Raw genomic sequence first — 16,152 nt, 5'->3', positions numbered from 1 at the left:
GCTTTATCTCTCGCAAGGAAAAGCGACCGCTCCTTAAAGTAGGGTTGAGCCCTAAACACTCAGTCAGACTGTTTCTCTGACACCCGGAGGCATCGTGAAATTAAAATTCGGTCTTAAGAAGAAAAACGGCAATGCGCGTCGTGGTCAACTGACTTTCGAACGTGGCACTGTTCAAACCCCAGCGTTTATGCCAGTTGGTACTTACGGTACGGTTAAAGGCATGACGCCAGAAGAAGTGAAAGGTACGGGCGCAGAAATCCTACTAGGTAACACGTTCCACCTTTGGCTACGTCCTGGTCAAGAAGTCATGAAAATGCACGGCGACTTGCATGATTTTATGAACTGGCACGGCCCTATTCTTACTGATTCAGGCGGCTTCCAAGTATTCAGCCTTGGCAAGATGCGTACTATTACCGAAGAGGGTGTGCACTTCCGTAACCCAGTTAATGGTGACAAGATTTTCATGGACGCAGAAAAGTCGATGGAAATTCAAAAAGACCTAGGTTCTGACATCGTCATGATTTTTGACGAGTGTACGCCATACCCAGCGACACACGATGAAGCGAAGAAATCGATGGAAATGTCACTACGTTGGGCACAGCGCTCACGTGATCACTTCGAGAAGCTAGAAAACCCGAACAACCTGTTTGGTATTGTTCAAGGTGGTGTTTACGAAGATCTACGTGATGTGTCGGTAAAAGGTCTAACGGAAATCGGTTTTGACGGTTACGCGGTTGGTGGCTTGGCAGTAGGCGAGCCTAAAGAAGATATGCACCGTATTCTTGAGCACACTTGTCCGCAGCTTCCAGAAGACAAGCCTCGCTACCTAATGGGCGTGGGTAAACCAGAAGACTTGGTTGAAGGTGTTCGCCGTGGTATCGACATGTTTGACTGTGTAATGCCAACGCGTAACGCGCGTAATGGTCACCTGTTTGTGACTGGTGGTGTGATCAAGATCCGTAATGCGAAACATAAAACGGATACAACCCCGTTGGATCCGCACTGTGACTGTTACACTTGTCAAAACTACAGTAAATCGTACCTTCATCACTTAGAGCGTTGTAATGAAATTCTGGGTGCTCGTCTAAATACGATCCACAACCTACGCTACTACCAGCGTCTGATGGAAAGTATTCGTAAAGCGATTGATGAAGATCGTTTTGATGAGTTTGTTACCGAGTTCTATGAGCGTCGTGGCCGTGAAGTGCCACCACTAGCAAAAGAACAGTCATTGACGGACTAAAAAGAATTAAAGCCTTTGGCATGTCGCCAGAGGCTTTTGCTAATAAAGTAGGCTAACGCACGTTATTTTTGAGAGAGTGATCGCTATTAGTTACTCTCAGACTTGAATCTAAAATGCGAAAGCCCAACTTGTTGGATTATCAATAAAATATAATGAGGATGTTTTAATGTTTATTTCTCAGGCTCACGCAGCAGCAGAAGGCGCGCCAGCAGGCGGTGGTTTTGAAATGCTAATCATGCTTGGCATGTTCGCAGTGATCTTTTACTTCATGATTTACCGCCCACAAGCGAAACGTGTAAAAGAGCACAAGAACCTAATGGCTTCTATGGGCAAAGGCGACGAAGTTCTAACTAGCGGTGGCCTAGTGGGTAAAATCACTAAGATTGCTGAAGACAATGACTACATTTCAATCGAGCTTAACGCGAACAATGAAGTGGTAATCAAGAAAGACTTCATCACTGCAGTGTTGCCAAAAGGTACGCTTAAGTCTCTATAAAACAGCTAAAGGATCCTCGCTGTGCTAAACCGTTATCCATTATGGAAGTACTTGATGGTATTTTTTGCCATCATCACCGCTGCGTTATACGCACTTCCAAATATCTACGGTGAAGATCCGGCTATTCAAGTTACAGGGGCGCGTGGCGCCTCTGTAGATATGTCAACGCTGGATGCTGTCACTACTGCTCTTGATAAAGAGCAACTCTCTCATAAATCCATTGCTCTCGAGAATGGATCAATTCTTGTTCGTTTTAACGACACTGACACGCAAATCAGTGCTCGTGATGTCATCAGCGAAGCGCTTGGCAAAGACACAATTGTTGCACTTAACCTTGCTCCTTCTACACCCGATTGGCTAGAAGCGATTGGCGCGTCACCATTAAAGCTGGGTCTTGACCTTCGTGGTGGTGTCCACTTCTTAATGGAAGTAGACATGGACGCTGCGATGGAAAAGCTCGTTGGTCAGCAAGAAGAAGCTTTCCGTAGCGAACTTCGTGAGGCAAAAATTCGTTATCGTGCTATCCGCCCTTCTGGCAAAGAAGCGGTAGAGGTTCTGCTACGTAACGAAGAGCAATTAGCAGAAGCGAAAGCAATGCTAGAAAAGAATCACCCGGACATGCTCTTTGTCGAATCTGATTCAAATGGCCGTTACGCTCTTACTGCGACCTTTACCGAGCAACGTTTACAAGAGATCCGTAACTACGCTGTTGAGCAAAACATTACGATTTTACGTAACCGTGTAAACGAGCTAGGTGTTGCAGAGCCTCTCGTTCAACGTCAAGGTGCAAGTCGAATTGTTGTTGAGCTTCCTGGTGTTCAAGATACTGCTCGTGCAAAAGAGATTCTAGGTGCGACTGCAACGCTAGAATTCCGTGAAGTTGACGATAAAGCTGACCTATCAGCGGCGGCAAATGGTCGTGCGCCAGCAGGCAGTGAAATCAAAATGGACCGAGACGGTCGTCCGGTTGTGCTTAAGAAGCGTGTTATTCTTGGTGGTCAAAGCATTACGGATGCAAGCTCAAGTGTCGATGAATACGGTCGTCCACAAGTTAACATCTCGCTAGACAGCGAAGGTGGTAACAAGATGTCAGCGTTCTCTAAGAAGAACATCGGTAAGCTAATGGCTACCGTGTTTGCTGAGTACAAAGACAGTGGTCGTCGTACGCCAGAAGGCAAAGTCATCCTAGATAAGCATGAAGAAGTCATCAACCAAGCGACGATTCAATCGGCTCTTGGACGTAACTTCCGTATCACGGGTATAGACTCCGCAGCTGAAGCGCACAACCTTGCACTTCTATTACGTGCTGGTGCACTGATCGCACCTATCTCTATCGTTGAAGAGCGTACTATTGGTCCATCAATGGGCCAGCAAAACATCGATATGGGTATCCAAGCGTGTATCTGGGGTATGGTTGCCGTAATGCTGTTTACGCTGCTTTACTACCGTGGCTTTGGCTTGATTGCCAACATCGCTCTAATGGCTAACTTAGTGTTGATCATTGGTGTTATGTCGATGATTCCAGGCGCCACCATGACGCTTCCGGGGATTGCCGGTATCGTGTTAACGGTCGGTATGGCGGTTGATGCGAACGTACTGATCTTCGAGCGTATCCGTGAAGAGCTTCGTGATGGGCGTAGTCCACAACAAGCGATTCACCAAGGTTACGCGAATGCATTCAGTACGATTGCCGATGCGAACATCACGACACTGATTACTGCAATTATCCTATTTGCAGTCGGTACTGGTGCAGTGAAAGGTTTCGCGGTTACTCTATCTATCGGTATCTTAACTTCAATGTTCACCGCCATTATTGGTACACGTTGTATCGTGAACCTGATTTACGGTGGCAAACGCGTTGATAAATTGTCGATCTAAGGCTGGGAATTAATATGTTTCAAATTCTAAAAGCAGAGAAGACGATCGGCTTTATGCGTTGGTCGAAAGTAGCATTCGTTTTTTCAATCTTTATGATTGCTGCTTCTATCTTCACTTTGTCAACTAAGTGGCTAAATTGGGGCCTAGACTTCACTGGCGGTACGCTAATTGAAGTTGGCTTTGAAAAACCTGCGAACCTTGAAAAAATCCGAACCGCTTTAGATGCGAAAGGTTTTGGTGATGCGACAGTACAAAACTTCGGTAGTGCTCGTGAAGTAATGGTTCGTCTTCGTCCACGTGACGACGTTTCTGGTGAAACGCTGGGCAACCAAATCATTGGTGCAATCAAAGATGGTACTGGCGAAAGCGTAGAAATGCGTCGTATTGAATTCGTAGGTCCTAACGTTGGTGATGAGCTAACAGAAGCTGGCGGTCTAGCGATCCTCGTGTCGCTGATCTGTATCTTGCTTTATGTCTCGATGCGATTTGAATGGCGTCTAGCGGCTGGTGCGGTTATGGCATTGGCTCACGATATCATTATCACGTTAGGTGTTTTCTCATTCCTACAAATAGAAGTTGACCTAACCATCGTCGCGGCATTATTAACGGTAGTCGGTTACTCGCTCAACGATACCATCGTTGTGTTTGACCGTATCCGTGAAAACTTCCGTAAGATGCGTAAAGGTGAGCCAGCCGATATCATGGACGCTTCAATCACCCAAACGTTGAGCCGTACGTTGATTACCTCGGGTACAACATTGTTCGTGGTAATTGCACTGTTCATGCAGGGTGGTGCGATGATTCACGGCTTCGCAACCGCACTTCTACTTGGTATCACTGTAGGTACTTACTCTTCTATCTACGTAGCATCAGCACTAGCGCTAAAACTGGGTATCCAGAAAGAGCACTTGATGCCACCTCAAGTAGAAAAAGAAGGCGCAGAGTTCGACGAAATGCCATAAGGCAGGTTGAGAGTCGAAAACAAAAACCGCTGAGCAATCAGCGGTTTTTTTTGTATCTGAATCGAGTTTTGTGCTTGCAGAACTTCACGGTATGAAGAGCCTTACATTGCAGCTAAGTAGATACAAAAAAGCCCCGCTCATTGAGCGGGGCTTTTTAAAGTCATCAGCGTGACGGGCTAAATATGACTTTCAAATCTTACTTAAGGATCGCGCTGTTACCGTTTTCGCGGATGTGCTTAAGGATAGATTTTACGCCACGAGCGCTTGAAGCAACAATGTTACCAGACTTCATGTACTCAGTGCCGCCAGCAAAGTCAGTTAGGATTGCGCCAGCTTCACGAGCAATAAGCTCACCTGCTGCCATATCCCAAGGTTTTAGACCTAGCTCGAAGTAACCATCAACACGGCCAGCAGCCACGTAACATAGGTCAAGAGCAGCAGAGCCGCTACGACGGAAATCAGCACATTCAGTGAATAGCGCACCAACGATCTTGATGTAAGACTCAGCGTGTTGTTTCTGTTTGAATGGGAAACCAGTAGCTAGAACAGTACCTTGAAGGTCTTTTAGTTGAGCAACACGGATACGCGCACTGTTTAGTTGAGCGCCTGCACCACGTTGTGCAGTGAATAGCTCGTTTTGCATTGGATCGTAAACACAAGCAACTTCAGTTTTGCCTTTGATACGAACTGCGATAGAAACCGCGAAAGTTGGGTAACCTTTTACAAAGTTAGTGGTGCCATCCAGTGGGTCGATGATCCATTGTACGTCTTTATCTTTACCTTCGATAAGACCTTGTTCTTCAGCAACGATACAGTGCTCAGGGTAAGACTGCTTGATAGTATCGATGATGATGTATTCTGCTTCTTTATCTACATTAGTGACAAAGTCATTAGTGCCTTTAAGAGTAGATTCTACTTTATCAGTGTTTTCTAATGATTTAGCAATATGATTGCCTGCCTTTCGCGCAGCGCGAATAGCAATGTTTAGCATTGGATGCATACGAATTTCCCAACGGATGTTAAAGAACAAATGAAAGCGGCGGCGAGTATACCAGAGATCAGTAAAAAGGGAAGTGGTTATTTTTTGTTCTAAAGTCAGTGGTTTTATTGTATTTAGCTTGAGGCGAACGAGAACAATGACCAAGAATGAGAAGAGAGGCCTGCTTCGCCCTAGGGTGTGTTAAAAAACTATGGTAACATTCTGCGGTTTTAATTTAGGTAGCAAACACAGATGTTGGATCAAGTAAAAATTGTACTCGTAGGTACCTCTCATTCAGGCAATATTGGCTCAGCAGCTCGAGCTATGAAAGTGATGGGTTTAAGCCAACTAGTATTAGTCGATCCACAATGTGAAGTGGATGAACAAACTCTTGCTTTGGCTGCGGGTGCTGGTGATATTGCTCAAAATGCAAAGGTTGTCAGTACACTAGAAGAAGCGGTTGAAGATTGCAGCCTTGTGGTGGGCTCCAGTGCTCGCTCTCGTACATTAGAATGGCCAATGCTTGAGCCACGTGAATGTGGTGAGAAATTTGCGGTTGAGGGTAGAAAACATCCTGTCGCGCTCGTGTTTGGTCGTGAAAGAACTGGTCTAACAAACGAAGAGCTGCAAAGGTGTCACTACCATGTTTGCATTCCTGCTAACCCTGAATATAGCTCGCTTAACCTAGCGATGGCTGTACAAACTCTGAGTTACGAAGTACGAGTTGCGCATTTGAACTTAGAGCAAAGCCAGTTTGCCCCAAATGAGCCGGAAGAGTACCCACGTCATAGAGAGCTCGAAATGTTCTTCGAGCATCTTGAAAAGGTGATGGTTGAGACCCAGTTTATCAATAAAGAGCAACCAGGGCAGGTGATGAATAAATTGCGTCGCTTGTTCTCTCGTGCTCGGCCAGAAACCCAGGAGCTCAATATTCTACGCGGCATTTTGACCTCGATAGAAAAGAAGCTCTGAGTAAAGAATAACCACTTTAGGTGTAAGGATGAATACCTGAGTAAAATGGTCAAATAAATACTTGACCAAATTACTCGGGTATGGAAAAATCTTAACCATTACAAACCATGTGGATACGGTGTGGTATGAAACTTACATCTAAAGGAAGATATGCGGTGACAGCCATGCTGGATGTGGCACTGCATTCGCAACAAAACCCTGTACCTCTTGCTGACATCTCAGAGCGTCAGGGGATCTCGCTCTCTTACTTAGAGCAGCTATTTTCAAAATTGCGTAAAGCAGGTCTCGTTGCCAGCGTTCGTGGTCCTGGTGGTGGTTACCGACTTGGTGCCGACGCACACAGTATCGCTATTGGTACCGTGATTGCAGCCGTTGATGAGTCAGTCGATGCAACCAAATGCCAGGGCAAAGGAGATTGCCAAGGCGGAACACGTTGCCTTACTCACACGCTATGGCGCGACTTAAGCTCTCGCATTAGTGACTTCTTGAATAACATCACTCTTGGTGAGTTGATGACAGACAATGAAGTCCTCGAAATTTCTGATCGTCAGGACATTGATCTGGCGGTAACCCATGGGCTATCAAACAAAAATACAACCGCCGCGCCCATCGGTGTAAACGTCCGCTCTTAGCGGTCAGCTTTTTACATTGGAGTAGAGAATGAAACTGCCGATTTATCTTGATTATTCCGCTACATGTCCAGTTGATCCACGTGTTGCTGAAAAAATGGTTCAGTACATGACAATGGATGGCACATTTGGCAACCCAGCGTCGCGTTCGCACCGTTACGGCTGGCAGGCAGAAGAAGCGGTCGATACTGCTCGTGAGCAAATTGCTGACCTTCTAAATGCAGATCCTCGCGAAATCGTATTTACATCTGGTGCGACAGAATCAGACAACCTTGCTATTAAAGGTGCAGCGCACTTTTACTCGAAGAAAGGCAAGCACGTGATCACTTGTAAAACAGAGCACAAAGCCGTTCTTGACCCATGTCGTCAACTTGAGCGTGAAGGCTTTGAAGTGACTTACCTTGAGCCAGAATCAAATGGCTTGATCGATCTAGAGAAGCTTAAAGCGGCAATGCGTGATGACACAGTGCTTGTGTCTATTATGCACGTAAACAACGAGATTGGTGTGGTTCAAGACATTACTGCGATCGGCGAATTGTGTCGTGAGCGTAAAATTGTTTTCCACGTGGATGCAGCGCAATCTGCAGGTAAATTACCAATCGACGTTCAAGAGATGAAAGTTGACCTAATTTCGCTTTCTGCTCACAAAGTTTATGGCCCTAAAGGCATCGGTGCACTTTACGTTCGTCGTAAGCCTCGTATTCGTCTTGAAGCGCAAATGCACGGTGGCGGCCATGAGCGTGGTTTCCGCTCTGGTACACTTCCTACTCACCAAATCGTTGGTATGGGTGAAGCATTCCGCATTGCAAAAGAAGACATGCAAAAAGATTACGATCACGCTTTAGCGCTTCGTAACCGTCTTTTTGATGGCGTGAAAGACTTAGAAGCAGTGACGGTAAACGGTGACCTTGAGCAACGTGTACCACACAACCTAAACATCAGCTTCGCATTCGTAGAAGGTGAATCACTACTAATGTCGCTTAAAGATCTAGCGGTATCTTCTGGTAGTGCTTGTACGTCTGCAAGCCTTGAGCCTTCTTACGTTCTTCGTGCCCTAGGCATGGATGATGAATTGGCTCACAGCTCGGTTCGTTTCTCGTTTGGTCGTTTCACGACTGAAGAAGAAATTGATTACGCAATTGAACAAATCCGCGTTGCAGTGACTAAGCTACGCGACATGTCTCCTCTATGGGATATGTACAAAGAAGGGATTGATTTGAGCACTGTTGAATGGGCTCACCATTAATCTCAGGGATTGAAATAGAGGATTCGAGGTAATTTATCATGGCATACAGCGAAAAAGTAATTGATCACTACGAGAACCCACGTAACGTTGGTTCATTCGATAAAGAAGACCCATCAGTAGGTAGCGGCATGGTTGGCGCTCCAGCTTGTGGTGACGTAATGAAGCTTCAAATCAAAGTGACACCTGAAGGTATCATCGAAGATGCGAAGTTCAAAACATACGGTTGTGGTAGTGCAATCGCATCAAGCTCACTAGTAACTGAGTGGGTAAAAGGCAAGTCAGTTGATGAAGCAGCAGCAATTAAAAACTCTGAAATTGCTGAAGAGCTAGAGCTTCCACCAGTGAAAGTTCACTGTTCAATTCTTGCTGAAGATGCAATCAAAGCAGCGGTTGCAGACTACAAGAAAAAACACCAAGAATAATTATTCCGTAATATAATGGGAGCTTTGACGCTCCCATTCCAATCGAAATTTAGACAGACTAAGGTGCAGTATGGCCATCACAATGACAGAATCAGCGGCAAGTCGCGTAAGAGCATTCCTAGATAACCGAGGCAAAGGTATCGGTTTACGTCTTGGAGTGAAGACGACTGGTTGTTCAGGCATGGCATATGTACTTGAGTTTGTTGATGAGCTTAACGAAGAAGATGAAGTTTTTGAACTCTCTGGAGTGAAAATCATCATCGACAAAAAAAGCTTAGTGTACCTAGACGGTACCGAATTGGATTACGTGAAAGAAGGGTTGAATGAAGGTTTTGAATTCAACAACCCTAACGCGAAAAGTGAATGTGGTTGTGGTGAAAGCTTCAACGTCTAATTGATTGTCCTTCTGGGCAAGCGAGTCCGGAAGGCTTTACTAGGACCCGAACTTAATGAATCACTTTGAATTATTTGGGCTACCAAGTCAGTTTAAGCTGGATGGTAGCCTTCTTTCTTCTCAGTTCCGAGAACTACAAAAACGCTTCCACCCGGATAACTTTGCAACGGGCTCAGAACGTGACCGTTTGATGGCGGTGCAAAAGGCGGCGCAAATCAACGATGCCTATCAAGTTCTGAAAAATCCTATTTCTCGCGCCGAGTATATCCTCGCAGAGCAAGGTGTTGAGATCCGAGGTGAACAGCAAACGATGCAAGATCCGATGTTCTTAATGGAGCAAATGGAACTGCGCGAAGAACTGGAAGAGATTGCTGACAGCTCCGATCCTGAATCGGCGTTTTTTGACTTCGACTCTAAGGTCAGCAAAATGTACAAACAGCATCTGGCAAGCGTCGAGCAAGAGCTTGATGATGGTCTATGGGCTGAAGCCGCAGACCGAGTTCGTAAGCTAAAATTCATTGCCAAACTAAAGAACGAAATTGAACTAGTCGAAGACAAACTCCTCGGCTAGTTAGCGTGACAAGGACCTATCATGGCACTACTTCAAATCGCAGAACCGGGCCAAAGCTCGGCACCTCATGAGCATAAGTTAGCAGCGGGTATCGACTTAGGTACTACCAACTCTTTGGTTGCTTCTGTACGTAGCGGCGATGCAACTCCACTTGCGGACGAGCAGGGCCGTACTATTTTACCTTCAGTCGTTAATTACACTGAGGAAACGTTAACGGTTGGCCACGAAGCCAAAGCCAAAGCAGAGCTTGAACCAGAGAACACTATTATCTCTGTAAAACGTTTGATCGGTCGTTCATTAAAGGACATTCAGTCCCGTTACTCTTCACTTCCTTATCGTTTTAGAGAGAGTGAAAATGGTCTTCCAATCCTGCAAACGCCTCAAGGTGACAAAAACCCGATTGAAGTATCTGCGGACATTCTAAAAGCGCTAGGTAAGCGAGCAGAAGAAACGTTAGGTGGTGAGTTAGCGGGTGTTGTGATCACTGTTCCTGCTTACTTTGATGATGCTCAGCGTGCAGGTACGAAAGACGCCGCGAAATTAGCAGGTCTTCATGTGCTGCGTCTGCTTAACGAACCAACCGCCGCGGCAATTGCTTATGGCCTAGACTCAGGCCAAGAAGGGGTGATTGCGGTTTACGATCTAGGTGGCGGTACATTTGATATCTCTATTCTACGTTTGTCGAAAGGCGTATTTGAAGTATTAGCAACAGGTGGTGACTCTGCGTTAGGCGGTGATGACTTTGACCATCTGTTAGCGGATTACCTAATGGAGCAAGCGGGTCTCGAAGCCCCACTTTCTGCTGAAAAAAACCGTACGCTACTGAACATTGCTACTGCGACTAAGATTGCTTTCTCTGAGCAAGACAGCGTTGATGTTGACGTGTTTGGCTGGAAGGGCACCGTTACTCGTGAGCAGTTCGAAGATCTGATTCGCCCATTAGTGAAGAAAACACTAATGTCTTGTCGTCGTGCATTAAAAGATGCTGATGTTAACGCAGACGAAGTACTCGAAGTTGTCATGGTTGGTGGTTCAACACGCACATTGCTGGTTCGTGAAATGGTAGGCGAGTTTTTTGGCCGCACACCGCTAACAAGCATTAATCCTGATGAAGTTGTCGCAATCGGCGCGGGTATCCAAGCCGACATTCTAGCGGGTAACAAGCCTGATTCAGAAATGTTACTTCTTGACGTGATCCCACTGTCGCTTGGTATTGAAACCATGGGGGGTCTGGTTGAGAAGATCATCCCTCGCAATACCACGATTCCTGTTGCGCGTGCGCAAGAATTTACCACATTCAAAGATGGCCAAACGGCCATGAGTGTTCATGTGGTACAAGGTGAACGTGAAATGGTTGATGATTGTCGTTCACTGGCTCGTTTCTCATTGAAAGGCATTCCACCGATGGCGGCGGGTGCGGCACATATTCGTGTGACTTACCAAGTTGACGCTGACGGCCTTCTTTCTGTTACGGCAATGGAAAAGAGCACCGGTGTTCAGTCAGAGATTCAAGTAAAACCTTCTTACGGGTTAAGCGATAATGAAGTGGCGGATATGCTGCGTGATTCAATGACTCACGCTAAAGAAGACATGCAAGCTCGTGCGCTAGCTGAACAGCGTGTTGAGGCCGACCGTGTGATAGAAGGCTTGATTGCAGCGATGCAAGCTGATGGTGACGAACTACTATCAGAACAAGAGAAACAAGACCTGATAAAAGCCATCGAAGCCTTGATTGAGCTGCGTAATGGTGATGATGCAGATGTGATAGAGCAAGGCATTAAAGATACCGATAAAGCGAGCCAAGATTTCGCATCACGCCGTATGGATAAATCGATTCGAGCTGCGTTGTCAGGTCAATCAGTAGACGATATATAAGAGATAAGTAGTTATGCCTAAGATTATTGTATTACCACACGACGATTTGTGCCCAGAAGGTGCAGTGTTGGAAGCAAACTCTGGTGACACCGTTCTGGACGTAGCGCTAAAAAACGGTATCGGTATTGAACATGCGTGTGAGAAGTCATGTGCGTGTACTACCTGCCACGTAATCATCCGTGAAGGTTTTGATTCGCTAGAAGAAAGTGAAGAGCTGGAAGACGACATGCTGGATAAAGCGTGGGGTCTAGAGCCTGAATCACGTCTAGGGTGTCAGGCGAAAATTGCTGATGAAGACTTAGTGGTAGAAATTCCTAAGTACACGCTAAACCACGCTTCAGAAGATCACTAAAACTATCTTCCCAATATAGGGAAGAAGCAAAAGGAAGATGAGCAATGAAATGGACAGATTCTCGCGATATCGCGATTGAACTTTGTGACAAGTTTCCAGATGTTGATCCGCAAACGGTGCGTTTTACCGATCTTCATCAATGGATCATGGAGTTAGATGAGTTTGAAGATGACCCAAACCATTGTAACGAAAAGATTCTGGAAGCCGTTATCATGTGCTGGATGGATGAAGCAGACTAAGTCTGTAAAACACAGCCTAGTTAACAATTCTTACTAAAAAAAGCGGACCTTTAGGTCCGTTTTTTTATCCAATTGACATTTTGGTCCTACATAATGCTAACATCCATGAGTTATTAAAAAGAGCAGCGTAGGCAACGCTGCTATAAGACAAGGAGAAACCATGTCTACACAGATGTCTGTATTTTTAAGTCAAGAGTCGGCAGCACCACATTGGGGTGAAAAAGCACTGCTTTCATTCGCTGAAAACGGCGCAACTATTCATTTAGGTGAAGGTCACGATCTTGGCGCAATTCAACGTGCAGCTCGTCAGCTAGATGGCCAAGGAATTCGTTCTATTTTTCTTTCCGGTGATAACTGGGATTTAGAGAGCGTTTGGGCTTTCCACCAAGGTTACCGTAACCCAAAAAAACATGGCTCAGTTGAGTGGTCTGCATTGTCTGAAGAAGATCAAGCAGAGCTTCAAGCGCGTATTACCGCGACTGATTTTACCCGCGATATCATCAATAAAACCGCAGAAGAAGTTGCCCCTCGTCAGCTAGCGACAATGGCTGCTGAATTCATCAAATCTGTTGCGCCGAAAGGCACGGTGACAGCTCGTATCGTCAAAGACAAAGACTTGTTGGCAGAAGGTTGGGAAGGTATTTACGCCGTAGGCCGTGGTTCTGAGCGTACTTCTGCGATGCTTCAGTTAGACTACAACCCAACTGGTGACGAAAACGCACCTGTATTCGCATGTCTTGTGGGTAAAGGCATCACCTTTGATTCGGGTGGTTACAGCTTGAAGCCTTCTAACTTCATGAGCGCAATGAAAGCAGACATGGGTGGCTCAGGCACCATCACCGGTGGTCTTGCACTGGCGATTCTTCGTGGTTTGAACAAGCGTGTAAAACTGATCCTTTGTTGTGCAGAGAACATGGTTTCTGGTCGCGCACTCAAGCTTGGCGATATCATCACCTACAAAAACGGTAAAACCGTTGAAATCATGAACACCGATGCAGAAGGTCGTTTAGTGCTTGCTGATGGCCTTATCTACGCCAGTGAGCAAAAACCTGAGTTAATCATTGATTGTGCAACACTAACAGGTGCGGCGAAGAATGCTTTGGGTAATGATTACCACGCACTAATGAGTTTCGATGACGAGTTATCGCATCAAGCGCTCACTGCGGCAAACCAAGAAAAAGAAGGTTTATGGCCGCTACCACTTGCTGACTTCCACCGTGGAATGCTGCCGTCAAACTTTGCTGACCTATCGAATATCAGTTCTGGCGACTACTCTCCGGGTGCAAGCACAGCAGCAGCATTCTTGTCTTACTTCGTAGAAGACTACAAAAAAGGCTGGTTGCACTTCGACTGTGCGGGTACATACCGTAAAGCCGCGTCTGATAAATGGGCTGCGGGAGCTACGGGTATGGGCGTTCGTACACTTGCTCGTTTCCTCAATGAGCAAGCTGGTAAATAAGATTGATTGCAGCACTCCTTGTTTGAGTGCTGCTCTTACCCAGTAAGTCACTTTAAAAACACAACTATTATTACAAGTACAGAAAGGAAATTTTATGGCTCTAGAAAGAACATTTTCAATCATTAAGCCGGATGCGGTAGAGCGAAACCTAATTGGTGAAATCTATAACCGTATTGAAAAGGCTGGCCTACGTATTGTCGCTGCTAAAATGGTTCACCTGACTGAAGATCAGGCAAGCGGCTTTTATGCAGAGCATGAAGGTAAAGAGTTTTTCCCTCCTCTAAAAGAGTTCATGACATCTGGTCCTATTATGGTTCAGGTATTGGAAGGCGAAAATGCGATTGCACGTTACCGCGAGCTAATGGGTAAAACCAACCCAGAGGAAGCGGCATGTGGCACTTTGCGTGCTGATTACGCACTTAGCATGCGTCACAATTCAGTTCATGGTTCCGATAGCCCTGAATCTGCAGCGCGTGAAATTGAGTTTTTCTTCCCTGAGTCAGAGGTTTTCTCTCGCTAATTAGGCGTGATACTTTACTTGTTAGTGATACTCTGATACAGAAAAGCCTCGGAACTTTCCGAGGCTTTTTCATTTCATATACCTAAGTTGAGTGGCAATGTTGACTGCATAAGTGAGCTCTTACACGCTAACTAGTCTGACTATATAATGGGCTTTAAAGCCCAGTAACGTGAGTTATTTTTAGTCTTTTCCCTTTACGATTTCTACGCTTTTACTTTTGATAGTGTAATAGCCACTTATAGCGCAAGAGGTGCTTAAAATTTAATCATTTTGATTTTAATGCCTTAGCAAACTCAGGGTTTTACACCCCTTGTTGTGGCTGCATAAAGGCTGTACAATTCGCGCCCTTATTCTTGTTTCAGTCATTGAGAGGCAACATGACCACTGAAAAAATCAATCTACTCGACTTTGATCGCAAAGGCATGCGTCAGTTTTTCGCAGAAGAACTCGGCGAGAAAGCGTTTCGTGCCGATCAGGTTATGAAGTGGATCTACCATTTCGGTGTAGATGACTTCGAAAAAATGACAAACATTAACAAGAAGCTGCGCGAAAAGCTTTTACACAAGTGCGAAATCAAGGCACCAACAGTCGCAGAAGCTCAGCACTCTTCTGATGGTACGATCAAGTGGGCGATGAACGTTGGTGATCAGGATGTGGAGACGGTTTACATTCCAGAAGATGATCGTGCAACGCTTTGTGTGTCTTCTCAAGTAGGTTGTGCGTTGGAATGTAAGTTCTGCTCAACAGCGCAGCAGGGCTTTAACCGTAACTTGAAAGTTTCAGAGATCATCGGTCAGGTGTGGCGCGCTGCACGTGAAATTGGTCTTGAGAAAGAAACAGGTCGCCGCCCAATTACTAACGTCGTGATGATGGGGATGGGTGAACCGCTTCTAAACATGAAGAACTTGATCCCGGCATTAGAACTAATGCTGGACGATCTTGGCTTTGGTTTGTCAAAACGTCGTGTGACTGTATCTACATCAGGTGTGGTTTCTGGTCTTGATCAGATGACAGGCAAAATCGATGTCGCGTTGGCAATTTCCCTTCATGCGCCAAACGATAAGTTGCGTAGTGAAATCATGCCAATTAACGATCGTTGGGATATTCAAGATTTCCTAGCATCAGTTCGTCGTTACATCGCTTCATCGAATGCAAACCGCGGTAAGGTAACGGTTGAGTACGTACTCCTTGATCATGTGAATGATGACATGGACCATGCTCGTGAACTGGCTGAGCTGATGAAAGACACACCATGTAAGATTAACTTGATTCCGTTTAACCCGTATCCAGGTTCACCTTACAAGAAACCAAGTAACTCACGTATTGATCGCTTCCAAAAAACATTGATGCAATATGAGCATACAGTAACGGTTCGTAAGACTCGTGGCGATGACATTGATGCAGCGTGTGGTCAGTTAGTTGGTGATGTGATTGACCGAACTAAACGTACTGCAATGTTAAAAGCGTCGCGCGGTGCTGATACCATTGAAGTAAAAGCCGTATAAACGACCGGAATTCAAAAATAGCCAGAGCCATTTGCTCTGGCTATTTTGTTTAGCGATAAGGGCATTTCTGCCAAGATTTATGACGACAACTCTCCAACTCGAGGTTATTTGGGTATAATTTCGAATTCCTTTGTCAAAGTTTGGACAAAAGCTTGAGCTATCTGTTAGTTTGAGTGTAAAGAGTTTTTGTCTTCGTTACACATTCGCTTATCATGATATGTGACATTAACGATGACACCGATAATTCTCAGCATTTTCTCACATACGCTTTGCTGATTTTTGCAAAACGGGTATTCACACTCAAATCGCTGAGAGTTTCTTAAAATTATTATTTTGGTTAACGCGTTTAGGCTAGCTATCTTTTAAAGAGGCTTAAGAACAATAACGAAAATACATAACCACGTTAGCCA

General features: G+C 45.4%; 17 protein-coding genes. 16 read left to right on the top strand and 1 reads right to left on the bottom strand.

Annotated features, from left to right (window positions below; all coding sequences use genetic code 11):
- Positions 1 to 94 precede the first annotated feature (94 nt).
- The 4 genes from tgt to secF all read left to right on the top strand — a co-directional run bounded on the left by tgt (position 95) and on the right by secF (position 4,579).
- Positions 95 to 1,243, top strand: a complete 1,149-nt coding sequence (tgt, locus tag CAG69_RS19995; protein ID WP_161445849.1) for a tRNA guanosine(34) transglycosylase Tgt — start codon at positions 95 to 97, stop codon at positions 1,241 to 1,243.
- A gap of 166 nt (positions 1,244 to 1,409) precedes the next feature.
- Positions 1,410 to 1,739 carry a preprotein translocase subunit YajC gene (gene yajC / locus CAG69_RS19990; RefSeq protein ID WP_005381725.1) on the top strand — a complete coding sequence of 110 codons (330 nt, stop codon included), beginning with the start codon at positions 1,410 to 1,412 and terminating at the stop codon, positions 1,737 to 1,739.
- A gap of 21 nt (positions 1,740 to 1,760) precedes the next feature.
- Positions 1,761 to 3,617: a protein translocase subunit SecD gene (gene secD, locus CAG69_RS19985; protein ID WP_006741889.1), complete on the top strand. Its 1,857-nt coding sequence runs from the start codon at positions 1,761 to 1,763 to the stop codon at positions 3,615 to 3,617.
- Between the two features lie 14 nt (positions 3,618 to 3,631).
- Entirely contained in the window at positions 3,632 to 4,579 is a 948-nt protein-coding gene (gene secF / locus CAG69_RS19980; protein WP_005391572.1) for a protein translocase subunit SecF, read from the top strand.
- 196 nt (positions 4,580 to 4,775) lie between these two features.
- On the opposite strand, the gene suhB is transcribed toward secF, so the two are convergent.
- On the bottom strand, positions 4,776 to 5,579 hold the full coding sequence (gene suhB / locus CAG69_RS19975) for an inositol-1-monophosphatase (RefSeq protein WP_047010191.1): 804 nt from the start codon (positions 5,577 to 5,579) through the stop codon (positions 4,776 to 4,778).
- 231 nt (positions 5,580 to 5,810) lie between these two features.
- Here suhB and trmJ point away from each other — a divergent pair, with 231 nt between their 5' ends.
- From trmJ to CAG69_RS19915, 12 genes are all read left to right on the top strand, one after another.
- On the top strand, positions 5,811 to 6,530 hold the full coding sequence (trmJ, locus tag CAG69_RS19970; RefSeq protein WP_124008553.1) for a tRNA (cytosine(32)/uridine(32)-2'-O)-methyltransferase TrmJ: 720 nt from the start codon (positions 5,811 to 5,813) through the stop codon (positions 6,528 to 6,530).
- Positions 6,531 to 6,655: 125 nt separating this feature from the next.
- Positions 6,656 to 7,162: a Fe-S cluster assembly transcriptional regulator IscR gene (gene iscR / locus CAG69_RS19965; protein WP_005381720.1), complete on the top strand. Its 507-nt coding sequence runs from the start codon at positions 6,656 to 6,658 to the stop codon at positions 7,160 to 7,162.
- A gap of 28 nt (positions 7,163 to 7,190) precedes the next feature.
- The gene (locus tag CAG69_RS19960) at positions 7,191 to 8,405 is read left to right on the top strand and encodes an IscS subfamily cysteine desulfurase (RefSeq protein WP_005391556.1); all 1,215 of its coding nucleotides are present in this window, start codon (positions 7,191 to 7,193) and stop codon (positions 8,403 to 8,405) included.
- A gap of 38 nt (positions 8,406 to 8,443) precedes the next feature.
- Positions 8,444 to 8,827, top strand: coding sequence for a Fe-S cluster assembly scaffold IscU (gene iscU / locus CAG69_RS19955; RefSeq protein ID WP_005381718.1), 384 nt, complete (start codon positions 8,444 to 8,446; stop codon positions 8,825 to 8,827).
- A gap of 70 nt (positions 8,828 to 8,897) precedes the next feature.
- Positions 8,898 to 9,221, top strand: coding sequence for an iron-sulfur cluster assembly protein IscA (gene iscA, locus CAG69_RS19950; protein ID WP_005391554.1), 324 nt, complete (start codon positions 8,898 to 8,900; stop codon positions 9,219 to 9,221).
- 55 nt (positions 9,222 to 9,276) lie between these two features.
- Entirely contained in the window at positions 9,277 to 9,792 is a 516-nt protein-coding gene (hscB, locus tag CAG69_RS19945; protein ID WP_161445847.1) for a co-chaperone HscB, read from the top strand.
- Positions 9,793 to 9,813: 21 nt separating this feature from the next.
- On the top strand, positions 9,814 to 11,667 hold the full coding sequence (gene hscA, locus CAG69_RS19940; protein WP_161445845.1) for a Fe-S protein assembly chaperone HscA: 1,854 nt from the start codon (positions 9,814 to 9,816) through the stop codon (positions 11,665 to 11,667).
- Between the two features lie 13 nt (positions 11,668 to 11,680).
- Complete coding sequence (gene fdx, locus CAG69_RS19935; protein ID WP_161445844.1) at positions 11,681 to 12,019, top strand: ISC system 2Fe-2S type ferredoxin; 339 nt, start codon at positions 11,681 to 11,683, stop codon at positions 12,017 to 12,019.
- A gap of 44 nt (positions 12,020 to 12,063) precedes the next feature.
- Positions 12,064 to 12,258, top strand: coding sequence for a Fe-S cluster assembly protein IscX (iscX, locus tag CAG69_RS19930; protein WP_005391546.1), 195 nt, complete (start codon positions 12,064 to 12,066; stop codon positions 12,256 to 12,258).
- Positions 12,259 to 12,418: 160 nt separating this feature from the next.
- Entirely contained in the window at positions 12,419 to 13,717 is a 1,299-nt protein-coding gene (pepB, locus tag CAG69_RS19925; RefSeq protein WP_161445842.1) for an aminopeptidase PepB, read from the top strand.
- A gap of 94 nt (positions 13,718 to 13,811) precedes the next feature.
- Positions 13,812 to 14,237 carry a nucleoside-diphosphate kinase gene (ndk, locus tag CAG69_RS19920; protein WP_005391542.1) on the top strand — a complete coding sequence of 142 codons (426 nt, stop codon included), beginning with the start codon at positions 13,812 to 13,814 and terminating at the stop codon, positions 14,235 to 14,237.
- Between the two features lie 377 nt (positions 14,238 to 14,614).
- Positions 14,615 to 15,742 carry a bifunctional tRNA (adenosine(37)-C2)-methyltransferase TrmG/ribosomal RNA large subunit methyltransferase RlmN gene (locus CAG69_RS19915; protein ID WP_005391540.1) on the top strand — a complete coding sequence of 376 codons (1,128 nt, stop codon included), beginning with the start codon at positions 14,615 to 14,617 and terminating at the stop codon, positions 15,740 to 15,742.
- Positions 15,743 to 16,152: the final 410 nt, after the last annotated feature.

The sequence above is a fragment of the Vibrio sp. V43_P6S15P86 genome (assembly GCF_009904725.1).
In the GTDB taxonomy this organism is placed as follows: Bacteria; Pseudomonadota; Gammaproteobacteria; order Enterobacterales; family Vibrionaceae; genus Vibrio; species Vibrio diabolicus.
Note: the sequence above shows the minus strand (reverse complement) of the source record. Positions and strands in the feature narration are given on the sequence as shown.